This window comes from Bergeyella anatis (assembly GCF_036016955.1).
Lineage (GTDB): Bacteria > Bacteroidota > Bacteroidia > Flavobacteriales > Weeksellaceae > JAYWXI01.
On sequence record NZ_JAYWXI010000012.1, the window covers coordinates 20,009 to 39,682 of the forward strand.

General features: G+C 46.2%; 13 protein-coding genes. 9 read left to right on the plus strand and 4 right to left on the minus strand.

The genetic code is table 11. The features are described 5' to 3' along the window. Window positions 1-14: 14 nt before the first annotated feature. Window positions 15-545, plus strand: coding sequence for a TlpA family protein disulfide reductase (locus VQ048_RS09340; RefSeq protein WP_327611431.1), 531 nt, complete (start codon window positions 15-17; stop codon window positions 543-545). Between the two features lie 328 nt (window positions 546-873). On the opposite strand, the gene ahcY is transcribed toward VQ048_RS09340, so the two are convergent. Beyond that, the gene (gene ahcY, locus VQ048_RS09345) at window positions 874-2,187 is read right to left on the minus strand and encodes an adenosylhomocysteinase (RefSeq protein WP_327611432.1); all 1,314 of its coding nucleotides are present in this window, start codon (window positions 2,185-2,187) and stop codon (window positions 874-876) included. Between the two features lie 49 nt (window positions 2,188-2,236). On the opposite strand from ahcY, the gene VQ048_RS09350 reads away from it, so the two are divergent. Next, window positions 2,237-2,899 (plus strand): 4'-phosphopantetheinyl transferase family protein, encoded by a 663-nt coding sequence (locus VQ048_RS09350; RefSeq protein ID WP_327611433.1) that lies wholly within the window; start codon window positions 2,237-2,239, stop codon window positions 2,897-2,899. On the opposite strand, the gene VQ048_RS09355 is transcribed toward VQ048_RS09350, so the two are convergent. From VQ048_RS09355 to VQ048_RS09365, 3 genes are all read right to left on the minus strand, one after another. After that, complete coding sequence (locus VQ048_RS09355) at window positions 2,866-5,139, minus strand: FUSC family protein (RefSeq protein ID WP_327611434.1); 2,274 nt, start codon at window positions 5,137-5,139, stop codon at window positions 2,866-2,868. The two genes, VQ048_RS09350 and VQ048_RS09355, sit on opposite strands and share 34 nt — an antisense overlap. 119 nt (window positions 5,140-5,258) lie before the next feature. Then, the gene (locus tag VQ048_RS09360; protein ID WP_327611435.1) at window positions 5,259-6,533 is read right to left on the minus strand and encodes an aminotransferase class I/II-fold pyridoxal phosphate-dependent enzyme; all 1,275 of its coding nucleotides are present in this window, start codon (window positions 6,531-6,533) and stop codon (window positions 5,259-5,261) included. A 109-nt stretch (window positions 6,534-6,642) separates the two neighbouring features. Further along, entirely contained in the window at window positions 6,643-7,680 is a 1,038-nt protein-coding gene (locus VQ048_RS09365; protein WP_327611436.1) for a PLP-dependent cysteine synthase family protein, read from the minus strand. A 189-nt stretch (window positions 7,681-7,869) separates the two neighbouring features. Here VQ048_RS09365 and VQ048_RS09370 point away from each other — a divergent pair, with 189 nt between their 5' ends. The 7 genes from VQ048_RS09370 (at window position 7,870) to brnQ (ending at window position 19,641) form a co-directional block, all read left to right on the plus strand. Continuing rightward, entirely contained in the window at window positions 7,870-11,355 is a 3,486-nt protein-coding gene (locus tag VQ048_RS09370) for a glycosyltransferase family 117 protein (protein WP_327611470.1), read from the plus strand. 18 nt (window positions 11,356-11,373) lie between these two features. Further along, window positions 11,374-12,735 carry a hypothetical protein gene (locus VQ048_RS09375; protein WP_327611437.1) on the plus strand — a complete coding sequence of 454 codons (1,362 nt, stop codon included), beginning with the start codon at window positions 11,374-11,376 and terminating at the stop codon, window positions 12,733-12,735. A 62-nt stretch (window positions 12,736-12,797) separates the two neighbouring features. Further along, the gene (gene kdsA / locus VQ048_RS09380; RefSeq protein WP_327611438.1) at window positions 12,798-13,607 is read left to right on the plus strand and encodes a 3-deoxy-8-phosphooctulonate synthase; all 810 of its coding nucleotides are present in this window, start codon (window positions 12,798-12,800) and stop codon (window positions 13,605-13,607) included. A gap of 357 nt (window positions 13,608-13,964) precedes the next feature. After that, window positions 13,965-16,133: a TonB-dependent receptor plug domain-containing protein gene (locus VQ048_RS09385; protein ID WP_327611471.1), complete on the plus strand. Its 2,169-nt coding sequence runs from the start codon at window positions 13,965-13,967 to the stop codon at window positions 16,131-16,133. A gap of 154 nt (window positions 16,134-16,287) precedes the next feature. Then, window positions 16,288-16,845, plus strand: a complete 558-nt coding sequence (locus VQ048_RS09390) for a GNAT family N-acetyltransferase (RefSeq protein ID WP_327611439.1) — start codon at window positions 16,288-16,290, stop codon at window positions 16,843-16,845. Between the two features lie 46 nt (window positions 16,846-16,891). Further along, complete coding sequence (locus VQ048_RS09395; RefSeq protein WP_327611440.1) at window positions 16,892-18,319, plus strand: dicarboxylate/amino acid:cation symporter; 1,428 nt, start codon at window positions 16,892-16,894, stop codon at window positions 18,317-18,319. 26 nt (window positions 18,320-18,345) lie between these two features. Then, window positions 18,346-19,641: a branched-chain amino acid transport system II carrier protein gene (gene brnQ, locus VQ048_RS09400; protein ID WP_327611441.1), complete on the plus strand. Its 1,296-nt coding sequence runs from the start codon at window positions 18,346-18,348 to the stop codon at window positions 19,639-19,641. The last annotated feature ends 33 nt before the right edge of the window (window positions 19,642-19,674 follow it).

Genomic DNA, 19,674 nt, shown 5'->3' on the forward strand with positions numbered 1-19,674 from the left:
ATATTTTTTTAGACATGAAATTAAAACATTTTTTTTCGTTGATTGGTTTGTTGGGGATGGGGTTTGGTTTTGCTCAAAAGCCGCCTGAGGAGGTGAAGTCCAAATTTACGGCGGAGGTTTTGGGTCAGAAGGTGGTTTCGTTGGATGGGCGTAAGGTGCCGATTTCGGAGGTGTTGAAGAAGCACGAAGGCAAAATTTTGATTATTGATTTTTGGGCGAGTTGGTGCAAGGACTGTATTTTGGCGTTGCCGAAGACGGACGAGTTGAAGAAAGCTCATCCGGAAGTGGATTTTGTTTATTTTTCGTTGGATCGTTCGGATGCGCAATGGAAGCGGGGATTGGAAAAATATAATATTAAGCAGTTTGAGAACTATTGGTTTGATGAGGGATGGAAGAATAAGTTTAATAATTATATGGAGTTGAATTGGGTGCCGCGTTTCGTGGTGGTGGATCAGACGGGAAATATTGCGAAATATTACGCAATTTCTCCGGAAGACCCGGAACTTTTGGAAACGGTGGAACGGCTGAAGCAGGCTTCCTATTAATTTGGACTGGAAATAATTGTAACGCCACTTCTTTTCGAGAGGTGGCGTTTTTTATTTGTTTTTAGAGAGGATGGCTTTTTTGTTGAGAGAAGGTTTTACGTTGTTGCTGAACAACAGAGGGAAGTTTTTATTAAGGCTCTGCCTGGAGAATTTTAGCGAAGGAGTCGGAGGGTGAAATCATTTTGAGGAGTGGGAGGAGTAGTGAATTTACGGCCTGTGTAAAGCCACTTTGATAATTTCTCAAAAATAAAGGGCTAATAAATGCCAAGCCCCGCCGCATCTTTAGATGCGGCGGGGCTTTTTATCTTAACGAATTCAACAGCAGAAATTAATAGCGGTAGTAATCGGGTTTGTAAGGGCCTTCCACTTTCACGCCGATGTATTGGGCTTGTTCGGGGGATAGGGTTTCCAGTTCCACTCCGATTTTTTTAAGGTGAAGGGCGGCTACTTTCTCATCCAAATGCTTGGGAAGCATATAGACTTTGTTCTCGTAGGCCTCAGCATTGGTCCACAACTCGATTTGAGCGAGGGTTTGGTTGCTGAAAGAATTACTCATCACAAAACTGGGGTGGCCGGTTGCACAACCCAAATTCACCAAACGGCCTTCGGCCAAAATAATGATGTCATTTCCTTCGATGTTGTAAATGTCGACTTGGGGTTTTACGGTGGTTTTGGTGTGGCCGTAGTTTTTGTTCAACCATGCCATGTCGATTTCGTTGTCGAAGTGCCCGATGTTGCAGACGATGGTTTTGTCCTTCATCTTTTTGAAATGCTTGTCCTGAACGATACCGAAGTTTCCGGTGGTGGTAATTACGATGTCTGCTTTCTCGATGACGGAATCTAATTTTTTTACTTCGTAACCTTCCATGGCGGCTTGCAGTGCACAAATCGGGTCGATTTCCGTAACGGTTACGATGGATCCTGCTCCGCGGAAAGAGGCAGCGGTTCCTTTGCCTACATCGCCGTAGCCGCAAACGACAACGCGTTTTCCGGCGAGCATAACGTCGGTGGCTCTTCGGATGGCGTCCACGGCCGACTCTCTACAGCCGTATTTATTGTCGAATTTGGACTTGGTTACCGAATCGTTGACGTTAATGGCAGGCATAACCAAAGTGCCGTTGGCCATTCTTTCGTAGAGGCGGTGTACGCCGGTGGTGGTTTCTTCGGAGAGTCCTTTGATGTTTTTGGTCAGTTCGGGGTATTTGTCGAGCACCATATTGGTCAAATCACCGCCGTCATCCAAAATCATATTGAGGGGTTGGCGGTCTTCACCGAAAAACAGGGTTTGTTCGATGCACCAGTCGAATTCTTCTTCGTTCATTCCTTTCCATGCGTACACGGGGATGCCTGCTGCTGCAATGGCTGCGGCCGCGTGATCCTGGGTGGAAAAGATGTTGCAGGACGACCAAGTGACTTCCGCGCCTAAGGCGACAAGCGTTTCGATAAGTACGGCCGTTTGGATGGTCATGTGAAGGCAGCCTGCAATTCTTGCCCCTTTCAGGGGTTGTTGAGGGCCGTATTCTTCACGGATGGCCATTAGACCGGGCATTTCGGCTTCGGCCAGTTCAATTTCTTTTCTCCCCCATTCGGCGAGGGAAAGGTCTTTTACTTTGTAAGGAATGTATGAGGTTTTCGTTTCCATCGGATTCAAAAAATTTTCGCAAATTTACGAACTAATTTCTGTACCGCCCATGCCTTTACATCAAAAAATTGAAACCGCTCATACGACCATTCTCTTTTGGGAATACGATGCTGGGGAGTCAGCATTGGATGAGGGATTGGTCTATCCCGACGAGAGGGAGAAAATTGAGGCGTATGCTCCGAAAAAAAAGGCTGAATTTCTTATGGTGCGTCGGATGCTTCGGCTGCTAAAGCCCGGATGCAGGATTCTTTACCGTGGGCTGGGGCAGCCTTATCTTTGGCCGAAGGAGGCTTTTGTTTCGATTACGCATTCGTTTCCTTTGGCGGCTTTGGCGGTCTCGGAAAAAAGGGTGGGAATCGACTTGGAGCGGGTATCGCCTAAGGTGCTTAACGTTAAATCTAAATTTCTTCATGCTTCCGAACAAAATTGGTTAGGGAGTGAGTGTGAAGCCGAGTATTTAACGGTAATATGGGTGATTAAAGAGGCTTTGTACAAGCTGCATCCTTCGAAATATTGGTCTTTGAAGAAGCATTATCGGGTGGAACCTTTTGATTTGGCTCATCTTTCGGCGGTTAAATGCGCTGTTTTTGATGACACTTTTCAGGACGATTATGTGGCTTGTGTGCGGCGTGTGGGTGATTTTTACTTTGCGGTAATCGAGGAAAACCACTGCTTGAACTATGTTTTGGAAACGGCGGTTTCTTCAGAGTAGAGGGTGCTTTGGTAGTGTTCGATGAGTTTTCTTTGCTCTCGGGCTACGTCGTAGATTAGAATCAGGAGTTCCCGCAGGCTTTTAAGCTCGGTTAGTTTGGTTATTTTATTGGGATCCCGGGTCTCGGGCAGGTCGTTTTCGTCGATTTCATTTTTCCTTTTCATTAGCATGGGGACCACTAAGTCTTCAGGGGTGAGTTGACGGTGTGCTTTGTTCTCTTGGTCGATGTTTTCACCATTGAGAAGAGCCCATGAGAGATTGGTTTCGGCCAGTATTTTTTTACTCCATTTTTCGGCGTCGATTTCGGGGTAGGTTTTTCCTTCGCCGCTGTATCGGGAAAGCGAAGCGGTGTAGGCGGTGATCAGGTGGGAAGTGTTTACGAATTGGTGAACCATTTCCATTTTTCGTCGTTGATTTTTGGGGTCAGACAACATTCTTTGGAAATTGTCGGAAAGGTTGGCAAGATTGATGATGGCCTCCCTTCGGGCGATTTTGTATTGTTGGGTGGTTATGGGGGCTTCTTGCAGTTTGGCCATCACGGTGTGGAAGTAGTTTTGGTTGGCTTTTAGGCTGGCTTTCATCAGGTCTATGGTTTGGGTGTGCTCCCAAACGGGGAGGATGAAGTAAGAGGCCAGTACGGCAATTGCACCGGCGATGACGGTGTCTACGAGGCGGTCTTTGAAGATGGTGTGAACGTTTCCGGGATTTAGGAAGTTAAAAGTGATGAAAATATAGATTGTCATGAAAAAAACGGCGGAGGCGTATCGGATTTTCAGCAGCGAAAAGCAGAGAATCATGCTGCCTAAAAGCACGCCTAGCAGAAGGGTGTCATTTGGGATGAATACCAAAAGCAGGTACGCGGTAACGGCTCCTGAGACGGTGCCGTAGAGTCTTAGTTTATTTCGGTGTTTGGTGGTGCTGTAAGCCGGGCGCATGATGGCGATGATGGTGATCAAAATCCAGTAGGAATGGCCGATGTTTAGGGCTTTGATTTGGGACACACCGTAGCCTACGAGCAGTGCGGCCGTGATGCGGAGGGCATGGCGGAAGTGGGAGGATTTTAGCGAAAAATTATTGAAAAAAACTTTACGGTTCAGTTTTTCTTGTCTTGGAACAAATTTTTCAAAATCCAATCCGGTGGAGAGGCTTTTGGCATTTTGGGGATCCTGAGAGGCTACTTTGTAGATGGTTTGGATGTCCTCTGTGATTTCGTTGATGCGGTGGAGGATGGTTCTCAGGGACATGAATTTTTCCAAATTGGAGCCGGAGAGTTCTTTGTTTCTTAAATCGAAATAGGCTTCGTGGATTTGATGATGGGCTTGCGGAATTTGGTGCAAGGGTTTGGGTTGGGTTCCCCGCTGGAGCGATAATCCGATGTGGGCGATTTCTTCGGCCATGAGAAGAAGGTAGTCGTGGATTTGGGGCAAGATGGATTGCCCTTGAAAATCCTGATGCAATTTTCGATAATCTTGTTCGGAGGTAAAGAGTTTTTCGTAAAAGTCGATGGAGTTGAGGAAGATGAGCATCAGTACCCGGCTGGTGGTGGTGGATTCGTTGACGAAGGTTCGGGTTTTGAATACCAATTCTCGGGTTTCTTCCTGCAGATTTTTGATGACGACTTGTTGGGCGATGAATTGTTTTCGGATGGCATCGAAGGGCAGTTGGTTTTCGTAGAAGCGGGCTTTGATGCGGAGGTATTGGGCGAGTTCCAAATAGTTTTCGCCGATCATCTGCCGTGCCAGTTTGTAGGGTTGAAGTTTGTTGAGAGCCAAAAAGACGAGGAAAAACCAGACGCATCCCAAAGCAAAAACCAAAAGACTTTCGACCAAGTGGGTTCCGGTAAGATGGCCGTCCACGAAAATGGAGAATACCACCAGCGAAAGGCCTCCAACCGAAGCCAATCTTTGACCGTAAACGCCAATCATGGAGAAGAAAATTCCGAAAACGACGATTTGGAGGTAAACCAACGGAGGGAAATCTTTCAGAAGGCTGGTGACAGCCGCGATAAGCGTAAAAAAAAGAATAGCGGCAATTAAGGTGTTTCGTCTTCTTATGAAAGGGCCGGGCAGGTCGGTGAGCCCGACGAAACTGGTGGCCAACGGCCATAAGAAATACTCTTTCAGAAGCCCGAAATAAGCGAGTACGAGAGCCGGAGCCACGATGGCAAAGGCCATCCATAGGCCGGCGTAAAGATACTGGCTGGTGATGAATTTTTGGATTTCGGTTCTGTAATTCTTCAACGGGAAAAATAAACTTTCAACAAAAATAAGGTTTAAACTCGGATAAAAAAATGCAAAACAACGAAAAAACCTTTGCTTTAAAGCAAAGGTTTTAATTTCAAGAGATTCGTCGAAACCGTTTAGATTTCTTTGAAGCTCAAATTGTTTTCTTCAAGGAACTTTTCGGCTTGCTGTTTATAGAAACCGCCGACGAGTTTGTCGTGGATGGCTTCGAAAGCGGCCAAGGTCTCGTTGATTTCCGCATCGGTATGCGAGGCGGTAGGGATGAGTCTTAGGAGAATCATGCCTTTAGGGATAACCGGATAAACCACTACTGAGGTGAATATTCCGAAGTTTTCCCTTAAATCTTTTACCAAGAGGGTGGCTTCCACAGGAGAGCCTTTCATCATAACCGGGGTTACGCAGGTGTTGGTTTCGCCCAAGTCGAATCCTCTTTCGCGAAGTCCGTTTTGTAGTTTGTGAACGTTTTCCCATAATTTGGCTTTGATTTCCGGACGGGTACGGAGAAGTTCCAAACGCTTCAATCCACCGATGACCATTGGCATGGTAAGGGATTTGGCGAAAATTTGGGAGCGCAGGTTGAATTTCAGATAACGGATGATTTCTTTATCCCCGGCCAAAAAGGCACCGAATCCGGCCATGGATTTGGCAAAAGTGGAGAAATAAACGTCAATTTGGTCTTGGCATCCTTGTTCTTCACCCGCACCGGCTCCTGTGGCTCCGAGAGTCCCGAATCCGTGGGCGTCGTCCACCAAAAGGCGGAAGTTGTACTTGGATTTCAGTTCGCAAATTTCTTTAAGCTTTCCTTGCTGACCGCGCATACCGAAAACGCCTTCGGTGATGACGAGGATGCCTCCGCCTTGTTCTTCAGCAACTTTGGTGGCACGGGCAAGGTTTTTGTCCAAACTTTCGATATCGTTATGGCGGTAGGTGAAGCTTTTTCCCATATGCAGGCGCACGCCATCCACGATGCAGGCGTGGGAGTCCGCATCATACACAATGACGTCGTGTCTGGAAACCAAGGCGTCAATGGTGGAAACCATTCCTTGATAACCGAAATTAAGAAGGTAGGCCGATTCTTTTTGAACGAACTCGGCGAGTTCTTTTTCCAGTTGGAGGTGTTGTTCGGTTTCGCCGGACATGGCTCTTGCCCCCATAGGGTAGAACATACCGTATTCGGCTGCGGCTTGGGCATCGGCTTGCTTTACTTCGGGATGGTTGCACAACCCGAGGTAGTCGTTGGCACTCCAAAATACGACTTCCTTCCCTTGGAATTTCATTCTTGGGCCAATAGGGCCTTCCAGTCTGGGGAAGATAAAATAGCCTTCGCCATAATCAGCAAACTGGCCTAAAGGCCCGGGATTTTGCTTGATTCTTTCAAATAGGTCTGTCATCAGATTATGATTTTTCTTTTTTTTAATAAAAATGAATAGCAAATTTACGAATAATTGATAAATGAAAAGCCTTTTGTCAAATCAAAAGGCTTAAAGTAAATTTGGCTTTTTATTTTACAAATTCGGTTTTGAAAATTTCGTCGTAGTTGTGAACCCCGTTGTTGATGAATCCTTGGTCGGCCATCCATTGGTCGCTGTACACCTTGGTGATGTAGCGGGATCCGTGGTCGGGGTATATCAGTACGGCAAGGTCGTTTTCGGTGAAAGGATGGGTTTGGGCGTATTGCATAAAGCCCTGAGTAACCGCTCCGGTGGTATAGCCGCCCATAATGGCTTCTTTCAGGGCGATTTCACGGGTTCGGTAAGCCGACATCTCGTCGTTTACCCTTACAAACTCGTCGATTTTATCGAACAAAAGTGCCGAAGGGATAAGGTTTTTGCCCATGCCTTCAATTTGGTAGGGACGGATGTCTTCTTTGTTGATTTTTCCCGTTTCGTGGTAGCCTTTCAGGATGGATCCCAAGGCATCAACTCCGATGACCTTGATGTCCGGATTTTTTTCTTTTAGAAATTTAGCGGAGCCCGAAAGCGTGCCTCCCGTTCCCGTACAAGCAAACAGATGGGTGATTTTTCCTTCGGTTTGTTCCCAAATCTCAGGACCCGTGGTACGGTAGTGAGCGTCGATATTCAGTTCGTTGAAATACTGGTTAATGTATATCGAGTTAGGCGTTTCGGAGGCAATCCGTTTGGCCACTTCGTAATAAGAACGCGGGTCGTCGGCAGGCACATTGGCCGGACAAACGTACACTTGGGCGCCCAAAGCTTTCAGATAAGCAATTTTCTCGGCTTTGGTTTTGTCGCTTACGGCAAGAATGCAGCGGTAACCTTTAACAATAGATACCATGGCCACGGAAAAACCGGTGTTGCCGGAAGTGGTCTCCACGATGATGGAATCGGGTTTTAGAAGCCCCGATTTTTCTGCGCTTTCGATGATATGGAAAGCAATGCGGTCTTTTGTAGAATGTCCGGGATTATAGGATTCCAGTTTGGCATAAACCTTTGCGGCAATGCCCTCTGTTACAGCGTTGAGCCGTACCATCGGGGTGTTTCCTATAAGTTCCAGTATATTGTTATAAACATTCTTCATTTTAAATTCAATTTTCACTCAAAATCGTCGGCAAAGATACAATTTTTTTCGGTTTATGTTTAGAGAGGAAGCCGGAACAAACTGATTTTAATCATTTGTTTAATTTTTACGGAGCAACGAAAATGACATTCAATGCTTAGAGCTCATTTTGCAGAAAAATCTTATTTTCGCAACATCGAAATGACTTTTATGAAACATTGGACTTTTAAGACTTGGAATACGGTATTGGGATGGGTGGTTTTTGCTATTGCTTTTGCAACCTACCTCTTAACAATGGAGCGCAAGTTCAGCTTTTGGGATACGGGCGAATACATCTCTTCGGCCGTTAAATTGGAGGTGACTCACGCGCCGGGAGCGGCTTTTTTTCAGTTGGTTGGTGCAGTGGCGGCTTTGTTTGCTTTTGGTAATCCGGCGAATTACGCTTTGGTTATCAATGCCATGTCGGCATTGTTCAGTGCGTTTACGGTTTTGTTTTTGTTTTGGACGATCACCCATTTGGTTCGTCGGTTGCTTAATAAAGATTTTGAGGAAATTACCCGTCATCAGGAGCTCTCGATTTTGTTTTCGGGGCTGGTGGGGGCGTTAGCCTTTGCCTTTTCCGATACGTTTTGGTACTCTGCGGTGGAGGGTGAGGTTTATTCGATGGCATCGATGTTCATAGCATTGCTTGTTTGGTTGATGACCAAATGGGAAAACGAGTACCATGATTTGGGCAACGAGCGGTGGATTATCCTTATCTTTTTCGCTGTGGGGCTTTCGGTAGGGGTGCATATGATGTGTATGCTTGCGGTTCCGGCGGTGTGCCTTATTTACTATGCCAGAAACTACCGTTTTTCGTGGAAGGGCTTTGCTTGGGCTAATCTCATCACGCTTGGGGTTTTGATTTTTGTATTCAAATTGATTTTCCCTTTTATCATGACCTTTTTCGGTAAGCTCGAAATTTTTGCGGTCAATGGGTTGAGTTTGCCTTTCCATTCCGGAACGGTGGTGGCTTTTCTTCTTTTGGTAGTGGCCTGTTATTTTGCCATAAAATATGCTCGTAAACAGAAGAAAACGGTTTTTCAAACGGCTGTTTTGTCTGTGGTTTATATGATTATAGGGTTTTCCTGCTGGATGGTTATCCCTATCCGTGCGAATGCCAATCCACCGATGAACCTCAACAATCCCGATAATGCAATCGGCATGTTGGATTACTATAATCGCGAACAATATGGCGACTGGCCGACGCTTTATGGTCAGAATTACACGGCGGCTCTGGACTTCAAAGGCATGGAGAAAAATGAAGACGGCAGCTATAAACAGAATAAGCGAGGAGATGTTTACGAAAAAGATGAAACCACGGGAACTTACCGCAAGGTAGGCGAGCGTTTTAATTATGTTTACAACCCGGCCCATGTTAGTCTGATGCCCAGGATGTTCAATGACGATCGGGATGTGATGGCCAATTATATTTCGATGTACGGTGCGCCGGATTTTACGTTTAACTACGGTAATCCTAATGTGGCCGATAACCCCGAAGCACAGAAGATTTTTGATGAACTTCGGAAAAAGTTTGAAGATCAAAGTATTACGGTGGACGATTATCTTCAGGTTAAAAATTATGATTTAATCAATGTGCAACGCCCTTCGTTCATGCAGAATTTGGATTATTTCATTACGTTTCAGAACGGGTATTACTTTTTGCGTTATTTGATGTGGAATTTCGTGGGAAGACAGAACGATTTGGAGGGGCATATGGAGAATAACCGAGGAAATTGGATTTCGGGAATTTCCCTTATAGACGACGCACTTTGGGGAAGTCAGAAAAATATGCCGGCAAAATACAGGAACGAAAGTACGGTGGCCTTTTTCTTTCTGCCATTCCTTTTGGGAATAATCGGACTATTCTATCAGGCAGGGAAGGATTTTGGGCGGTTTTATGCCATTTTATCTCTTTTTGTTCTCACGAGTGTAGGGATTATTTTCTATACGGGGGTTAAACCTTTTGAGCCGAGGGAGCGGGATTATGCGATGGTAGGAGCTTTTTATGCGTTTGCTATTTGGATTGGTTTGGGAGCTGCGGCATTGCTTTGGACGCTGCAAAAACGGGTGAAATCGGATGCGGTGAATTTTGTGGCGGGCTTGGTATTGTTGGGGGTGCCGATGATGATGGGCTTCCAGAATTACACGCCTCATGACCGTAGCGGGCGTTCCACGGCTTACGACTATGCTTATTCCACCTTGAAATCGTTGCCGAAAAATAGTATTTTGTTTGTCTATGGGGATAACGACACTTACCCCAACTGGGCGATTCAGGAGACCGAGCGTTTTCGTGACGATGTGAAGGTGGTGAATTTTACGCTGCTTTCCACACCGTGGAATATCGATCAGGTAAAACGTCGGACGTATAACGCCATGCCGATTCCTTCATCCTTGAAGCATGAGGAATACCGAGACGGGGTGAATGATCAGGTGTACTTGATTTCCAGCGAGGAGTGGAAGGGAATCTTCGAATCTTTGGAAGAACGCGGGCTTTCGCCTTCGACGCTGGAAGAATTCCGTAAATACCAAACGCAGGATTCCATGACGGTGCAAGAGGCATTAAAGTTCTTAAAAGTCGAATCCGAAAGTAAGAATTTGGTTTTAAGCATGATTTTCGGGGAAAGCCGTTTCGAACGTTATAATTTCCTTCCGGTTACTAAGTTTGTTCTTCCGGTTAATAAACAAAATGCGGTGAAATCCGGCATTATCAGAGCGGAAGATGCGTCTTTGGCGGAAGATGCCATTACGATACAGTACAAGCGTCGCAGTATGTTTAAAAACAACCTGATGTTGTTGGATGTTTTAGCCAATTTCGATTGGAAACGGCCAATTAGCTTTTCTTCAGGAGGGGTGTACGATGCCGAGAATCTTTTTTATTTAGGCGATTATCTACAATACGACGGGTTTAGTTATCGTTTGGTGCCCATTCGTACGAAGGAAGCCGAGTCGGGAGAGATGGGCCGAGTGGTTGCCGATGAACTTTATTCGACGGTTAAACAATACCGTTGGGGGAATTTTAAGGACCTTTCCGTTCATTTTGACGAGACTTGTACGCAAAACATTGTGAGCTACCGCAGTTCGGCCAGCCGTGCAGCAGAAGCGCTGGTTTTGAAAGGTGAAAAGCAAAAGGCATTGGAAATCATGGATTTGGCTTCAAGGGAGATTCCGGTGGAAAAATACAATGATCCGAGGTCGCTCAGTTCGATGGTTTACGGATATATCATTGCCGGACAAGAACAGAAAGGGCTGAAATTGGCGGAAGAACTGAAAAAAGGAATCTTTGCAGAGTACGATTATTACCGGGGTCTTTCGTTGCGGGAGCAGCGTTTCGCCGGGCGTCAGATGAAAACCAAACCCATGGAGTATGCTTTGGTGGTCGGAGCCGTTGCGGACGCTTACGAGAAACTTGGAGCGAAGTCTAAAGGGTATGCTTACGTGGTGCGTTCTTTGGAACCTTTGGACAAGCGGTATAACGATTTTATTAAAAATCTCCAGGCTATGGGTAAAGAGAAGGCGTATGGCGAGGTCGATAAAATCCAAAATATCGTGCCTTTCTACCACTATATTTTTGATGTGATGAAGCCTTACGATTCCACTTATGGCGACGAAAAACTCAAACAGATTGAGAGCCAGTTGATGAAGGTAACACAGTAGAATTAGCGCATTAGAAGCATGAAGATAGATTGGATAAGGCGTTTGGGCGATCGGACTGTTTTCCCTTTGGGGACGATGATTTGGGCCGTAGTGGTTTGGGTGGCTTTGGCGGCTTTGGTGTATTGGATTAATACTTTTGTGGCTTTTACGGGAAATAATATTTTGTTTCCTTTTTCGGTCATCTACCCTTCTGCATTTCTTTGGTCGGGGCCGTTGTTTGGGGTTGCTTTTCTTGCTTTAGGGCTTTGGGCTTTCAAATGGTATGGGCGTTGGAACTTCTATGTTTTGTTCGCAGTCGCTTTGTTGTTGGTGTTTTTAGGCAATATGGGGCAGGGCAATATAGACGAAGCTTTGCTGAAGCCGTTTTATTACAAAGGACGTCAGTATTATGCAGATGCGGTGCAAATTACGGATTGGCGGCTTTGGCTGAAGGAATTTAACGGGCGTTTGGACGAATTTCAGCTTCATACCCGGACGCATCCGCCCTATATTACGCTTTTGCATTATTTTTTTCTTTGGGTGTTCGATGGTAGCATTTTGGGGTTGGGGTTGACTTTTTTGGCGTTGTCGGCGTTCAGTTTTCCTTTGGTTAATGGCGTGATGAAGAACTTCTCGATTCCGACGGAGAGGCGAAAGCTTCTTCTTCTTTTGTTTGCTGTAATTCCTTCGGTAAACATTTATCTTATGGTGTCGATAGACGCTTTGGTGCTTACCTCCTCTCTGTTGGTTTTTTATGGGGTTTCAAGAGTCAGTGCGGCGCGCAGGATGGACTGGGTTTCGTTATCGTGTATGGTTTCGGGGCTTTTGTTGACGAATTTAATGACGTTTTCGGGACTGTTTTTATTTGCTTTTTTAGGGTTGTTTTCTTTGGTTCAGTGTTGGTATCGGCGCTACGAAGTGCTCTGGGCTTCCGTGATTTCGGGAGTGGGGTGTCTTTTGGGATTGGTTTTAGTCTCTTACGGGACGGGAAGCAATTGGCTTACGACTTTTTTTGAGGCCAGTCATTCGGAGAATCCTAACGGGTTTATGCTTTTCTATTCTCCGCGGATTTATTTTTTCACGCGACTAGAAGATATTTGTGAGATTTTATTTTTTCTTTCGTTTCCTTTTGTGTCTTATTTGTTTAGCCCGGTGCGTTACGGGCGGCTGTATTCGGACAGTGCGGTTAACGGGTTTTCATTTTCGGCCTTTGCGGTGCTTTTGCTGATGTTTCTTACGGGGGCTTACGGCACGGGGGAGACGGCACGGGCATGTTTGTATATTGTTCCTTTTTTTCTTTTGTTCTTGAAGCAACTAAAGCAGAGTAGCCTTGAGGTCTTGTTTGGATGGTGTTTGTTGCAGACTTTTGCGATGCAGTTGATAGGCAACTATTATTGGTGAAGCAGAACGTAGGGGTAAAATCGTAAAATTAACCTTATCTTTGAGGGGTTAATTTTTACATTATGATACAGACTTTAGAAAACATTCGTCATAAAGCGTCTAAAAACTTTTTTCTTATTGCCGGTCCTTGTGCTATTGAAGGGGAAGGGATGGCCTTTGACATTGCGGGACAAATTGTCGAACTGGCCGATCGGTATCAGATTCCTTATATTTTCAAGGGGAGTTTTAAGAAAGCCAACCGTTCTAGGATTGATTCGTTTACGGGAATCGGAGACGAAAATGCATTGGAAATTCTTCAAAAAGTGGGGCGTCATTTTGATATTCCCACAACCACGGATATTCATGAAAATGCTCATGCGGCTTTAGCGGCGCAGTATGTGGATGTTTTGCAGATTCCTGCTTTTTTGGTTCGGCAGACGGATTTGCTGGTGGCGGCGGCAGAAACGGGAAAAGCTGTAACGCTTAAGAAGGGGCAGTTTTTGTCTCCGGAATCGATGAAGTTTGCGGTGGATAAGGTGAAGGATTCGGGGAATGATCGGGTGGCGATTATTGAGCGTGGCAATTCGTTTGGCTATACGGATTTGGTGGTGGATTTCAGGGGAATACCTACGATGCGGGCTTATGCTCCTGTGATACTGGATGTTACGCACTCTTTGCAGCAGCCTAACCAAAGCAGCGGGGTTACGGGAGGCCGTCCCGAACTGATTGAGACCATTGCGAAGGCCGGGATTGCTGTGGGGGCGGATGGTATTTTTATTGAGACGCATCCGGAGCCTTCGGTGGCGAAATCCGATGGCGCCAATATGCTGAAATTGGATCGTTTGGAGCCGCTTTTGGAGAAGCTTACAAGGCTAAGAGAGGCGATTCTGTAAAGCATTGAGCGGTCATTCGTTTGGTTTAGGCGGTGGAGATTGGTGATTTTATGTAGGCCTTAACGTTCAAAAAAACTTTTAACAATGAAATTTAATCGGCTATTAATTTCTTTTTTTCTTTTTTTTTCGGCTTGGGTTTCGGCGCAGTTGGAGGTTCAGGTTTTGGATGAAAAGGGGCGCGGGATGGCTCGGGCGGAGGTTCGTTACGACGAGAAGGTTTACCTTACGGACGATCGTGGCCGGGTGAAAATCACCTTGTTGGAGACGGAGGCTCCGTTGAAAATCGAACGACCGGGATTTAAGCCTTTTCAAAAGAGGATAGCGGCATTGCCGAAGGTTCAGCAACTTAATGTTCTTATGGTTCGCAGCGAGCGAGAGGCGGAAATCGAAGCCGTGGTTTTTCGCAAAAAAGCACGCCCAGTGGTGACGGATATAACGTCGGTGGAGCTGTCGGCGCGCCAGGCTCGGGAGATGGCTTCGCTTTCCGGGGGGATTGAAGGGCTTTTGAAGACGCTTCCTTCCGTCAATAGCAATACGGAACTTTCTTCCCAATACATGGTGAGAGGTGGGAGTTACGATGAAAATCTGATTTACATCAATGATGTGGAAATTTACCGTCCTTTTCTTATCCGAAACTCCCAGCAGGAGGGCTTGAGTGTGATTAATCCGGATATGGTTTCGGTGGTGAGTTTTTCGCCCGGAGGATTTGAAGCCCGTTATGGGGATAAGATGTCATCGGCTTTAAATCTGTATTACCGCCAGCCCGAACGGTTTGAGCTTTCGGGGGAGGCGAGTCTTATCGGAGGTCGTCTTTCGACGGGATTGGTGAGCAAGAATAAAAAGATGACGGCATTGGTTTCTGGGCGTTATCGAAACACCAATTTGGTGCTCAATACCCTTAATGAGGACACGGATTTTAATCCCCGATTTATGGATGTTCAGTCGTACCTTACCTATACGCTGAATGAGCGTTGGAAATTTTCTTTCCTCGGCTTTTATTCCAAAAACGATTACGAAATGGTGCCTCGGCGCAAAGAGGTGGACTTTGGTTCGCTTCAGCAGCCCATTCGTCTTTCGATAGGGTATGCGGGGCGGGAAGAGGACCGTTATCGTAATGCCATGGGAACGGTTTCGGTTCAGTATAAACCGAATAAGCAGTGGCAATTTACGTTGGATAATTTTGCGTATCAAAATCGGGAGCGGGAGTATTATACGATTTTGTCGGGGTATCGTCTTCAGACGTTTGACCCCATGACGGGGGATCCGGTGCCCTCATACGATGTGGGCGGACAGATTGATCATGCCCGTAACGACTTGTTGGTGCGGACTTATGGCAGTCAGCTTAGGGTGCGGTATGCTTCGGACGCCAATACCGATTACGAAATTGGGGTGAAGTATGAAAGGGAGCTTCTTCGGGATTTGACCAACGAATGGCAATTGGTGGATTCTTTGGGGTATGCAACGCCAAGGCATTGGGTAGAGCCGGGCGTTTTGGATGCGGGAGACTTGAGGATGCGTTATCATATTTACGGCGATAACCGAATTTCACCGACCCGATGGTCGACTTATGGGCAATATGCTAAGAAGTTTTATTGGGGGGCTCATCGGATGTTTTTCAATGCGGGGGTTCGCGGGCAGCATTGGTCTTATAATGGGGAGTGGTTGTTTAGCCCTCGGATGCAGGTGGCGTTGAAGCCCGACTGGAGGACCGATATGCTTTTTAAGTTATCGGGAGGGGTTTATTATCAGGCGCCTTTCTACAAAGAGATTAAGGATTTGTCGGGAAGTTTTAATCCTCTGATTTTGGCGCAGCGTTCTTATCAGGTTATTTTAGGCGGCGATTACGAGTTTGAGATGGCGCAGAGGCCTTTCAAATTGTCAACGGAATTGTACTATAAAAAAATGGAACGTTTGATTCCTTATTTTATAGATAATGTTCGGACGAGGTATTCGGGGAAGAATAATGCCCAAGGGTATGCTTATGGGGTGGATGCGCGATTGTTCGGGGAGTTTGTTCCGGGAGTGGATTCTTGGATTTCGGCCAGTTATGCAAGGGTTTATGAATCCGTTGAAGGGCGAGGGTTTATTCCGCGTCCTAGCGATCAGCGTTTTCGTTTTTCGATGTTTTATCAGGATTATATGCCGAAATTTCCGAGCATGAGGGTCAATCTCACGGCGGTGTATGCGCAGGGGCTGCCTACGGGGGCGCCGATTCGTATTGATGCGCAGACTCGGCTTCCGGATTTTGGGGCGGCGTATTCTTTTCAGCGAAACCTGCCTTCGTACAAACGGGTGGATATTGGTTTGACCAAATTGTTCATCGATCCGAAAAACCCTCGCACGGAGCGTTTGTTTTGGCGCAATTTCAGGGAGTTGGCGTTGGGGGTTCAGATTTTTAATGCGTTTAATATTCGCAATACGGTGGCCAATCAGTGGATTACGGATGTGAACACGCAATACATTTATCCGGTGCCGGTAAGGCTGACGGGACGGTTTTTTAATGTGAAGTTGGAATTTAAGTTTTAGACGCGATACCATTGAACCCTTGGTTGAAAAACCGAGGGTTTTGTTTTTTTTGATTCATGGTGAAGGTTTTATTTTGAATGGGTGGAAATTTGGCTTGAAAATGAAAGCGGAAAAGATGAAATTTACAACGTATTAATTTTTTTTTGAATAGATAATGAATGATTTTAACGTGCGATTTCGTTCTGCGGAGGAGAGGGATCTGCCGGAAATAGGGACTATTATAAAGCGGGCCATCCACCGACGGAAGCAGGACGGCAGTACGCAGTGGCAGGACGGCTATCCTAATGAGGAAACGCTGAGAGAGGATATTGCTAAAGGGTACGGGCATGTGCTAACCCTTAACGGGGACATAGTGGTTTATTGTGCTTTGATTAAAAATAACGAGCCGGCTTACGAAGCGATTGAGGGGCGTTGGTTGAGTGAGGGGGATTTTTACGTTGTGCACCGTGTGGCGGTGGCGGAGGCTTTTTTGGGTCAGGGGTATGTTTTGGCGTTGTTTGGAAGGCTTGAATCTTGGGTGGGCCGCCAAGGGGTTTCGAGTATTCGGGTGGATACCAATTACGACAATGGGGCGATGCTTCATATTTTAAGGCGTTTGGGGTATCGGTATTGCGGTGAGGTTTATTTTCGGGGTTCGGCGCGAAAAGCATTCGAGAAAGTTTTGGATTCAAGTGCTGAAAATGGCGAGGGAGAATTTGGGGAGTTAACATAATTTTAACGAAAAAGGTTATATTTGTGGTTTATACCGAAGAAATAAGATGAAATCGAAATTATTTAAGTTTTTTCCTTTAGTGGCTTTGACCGTGGCGGTGTTGCTTCACGGGGTTAATTTGCTTAGTCCGCTTCCACCGGAGTATTTGGTTTATGGGCATTTGGTATTGATGGCGGGCTTGGTGGTTTATGCCTTGCGTCGGAAGAACCTCACCACTTGGATTTTGATCAGTATTGTTTTAGGGATTATTATCGGGCGCGATTATCCCGGAGTGGCGCTTTCGCTTCAGCCTCTCAGTCAGGGGTTTATTCGTTTGGTGAAGACCATTGTGGGGCCTATTCTTTTTGCGACGTTGGTTTACGGTATTGCGGGGCATTCGGATCTGAAACAGGTTGGACGTATGGCTTGGAAGTCGCTATTGTATTTTTATACGGCGACTACGCTGGCTTTGTTTATTGGTTTGGCGGCGATTAATATATCGCAGGCGGGAGTTGGAGTGGATGCTTCGAAAATTCCTCATCATGAATTGCCTAAGGCTTCGACGGTGAAAGAGGCGGATGTGAAGGCGTTGGAGCAGATTCCGGAACATAACCAGTGGATTTTTAAGACCACGGCATTTTTCAGGGATGTTTTTCCGGAGAATATTATTAAATCCATTTATGAAAACCAAGTGCTTCAGATTGTGGTTTTTGCTGTTGTTTTTGGGATAGGGCTTGCTCAGCTTCCCGAGAAAAAGAAGAAACCGTTGGTTGATTTTATGGATAGCTTGGCCGAAACCATGTTCAAATACACGCATATTATCATGTATTTTGCTCCGATTGGGGTTGGGGCGGCTATGGCGTACACGGTGGGGCATATGGGGATTGATATTTTGAAGTATTTGTTTAAGCTTCTTCTTACGCTTTATTGCGCTTTGATTGCTTTTGTGTTGTTGGTGCTTCTTCCGGTGGCATTGTATTTAAAAATTCCGATTAGGAAGTTTATTGAAGCGGTGAAAGAACCGGTTTCCATTGCTTTTGCTACGACGAGTTCCGATGCGGCGTTGCCGGTGGTGATGCAGAATATGGAGCGTTTCGGGGTTCCTCGTAAGATTGTGTCTTTTGTGGTTCCTACGGGCTATTCGTTTAACTTGGATGGGACGACGCTTTATTTGTCTTTGGCTTCTATTTTTGTGGCTCAGGCGGCGGGGATGAACCTTTCTTTTGGGCAGCAGCTTTTAATTTGTCTTACGCTAATGATTACCAGTAAGGGGGTGGCGGCGATTCCTCGGGCTTCGTTGATTATTTTGATTGCCACGGCGGATCAGTTTGGGTTGCCTACGTTTATTATTGCGGCCATTTTGGGGATTGACGAGCTGATGGATATGGGGCGTACTTCGGTTAATGTTATCGGGAATTGTTTGGCGTCGGTGGTGATTGCCAAATGGGAAGGCGAGTTTGACGAGGCAAAAGCGGCTAACTTCGTGGAAGAATAAAAAAAACTAAACCTAAATCTAAAATAATGAATAAGAAATTCGCTACGTCGGTTACGTTGGGGTTTGCTTTGTTTGCGATGTTTTTCGGGGCGGGCAATTTGGTGCTTCCTCCTTATATAGGTATTAAATCTGGCGGGCAATGGCTTTGGGCGGTGGCTGGTTTTTTGACGACGGGCATTGTGGCGCCTTTTTTAAGTGTGTTGACGGTGGCGAAGTATGGCGATTCTTTTACGGATTTGGGTCGTCGGGTTAGCCCTTGGGTGATTCGTATTTTGGCTTTTTTGATAATGTTGTGTATCGGGCCGCTGGTGGCGATACCGCGTACGGCTTCTACGACGTTCGAAGTGGGGGTATTGCCTTTGGTTCCGGGGTTTAATGGGGTGGTTTTTTCGCTTATTTTTTTCGCTTTAATATACTTGCTTTGCGTATCAAAGTCTAAAATTGTGGACATCATCGGGAATTATTTAACGCCTTTTTTGATGGTGGTTTTAGGGGTATTGGTTTTTGTGGGGATTTACCGTACGGCGGGGGTGGCTCCGTTACCGACGGATTTTTCGGCGCAGGAGGCTTACATTTATGCTTTTCATGAGGGGTATCAAACCTTGGATGTGTTGGCGGGAGTGGTTTTTGCGGGGATTATCATTAGTGCGGCTATTGCTAAGGGGTATACCGGAGCGAAGGAACGTTTGGGGATTACCGTTTCGGCAGGGTTGATTTCGATGGTGGCTTTGCTGGTTATTTACGGGGGGCTTATTTACCTTGGGGCGCATTATGAATCGTCTCAAGGCGGAGAAGTTTCGCGTACGGCACTCCTTTTAGGGCTTTCTCGGAGTGTTTTGGGAGGCAGTGGGACGTTGGTGGTTTCGGTGGCGATGGCTTTAGCCTGTGTGACTACGGCGATTGCTTTAACTTCTGCGATGGGCGATTTTTTGGAGGAATGGACGAAAGGAAAGCTGAAATACCGTTGGGGTGTTTTGCTTACTTGTCTTTTTTCGGCTTATTTGTCGGTAAAATCGGTGGACGAAATCATTGAGTATGCCGTGGTGATTTTGGGGTTTGTGTATCCTGTTACGTTTACTTTGATTCTTACCATTTTGTTTTTTGGGCGGTATGTAACTTCGCCTCGGCCTTACCTTGCGGCGGTTTCGGTGGCGGCGTTTTTGGCGTTGGGCTCGGTGTTTTTGCATTGGGGAGTGTTTGCGGAAACTATTGAGAGAGGGCGTTCTTTTTTGCCGTTGTCGGCGCGTCATTTGGAGTGGGTTTTGCCTTCGTTTTTGGCATTTGGGGTTACGGCGCTTATGGATCGGGGCAGGCGGGCGTAAGGTTTGGTTTAGAGACGATTGATTTCGTCGATG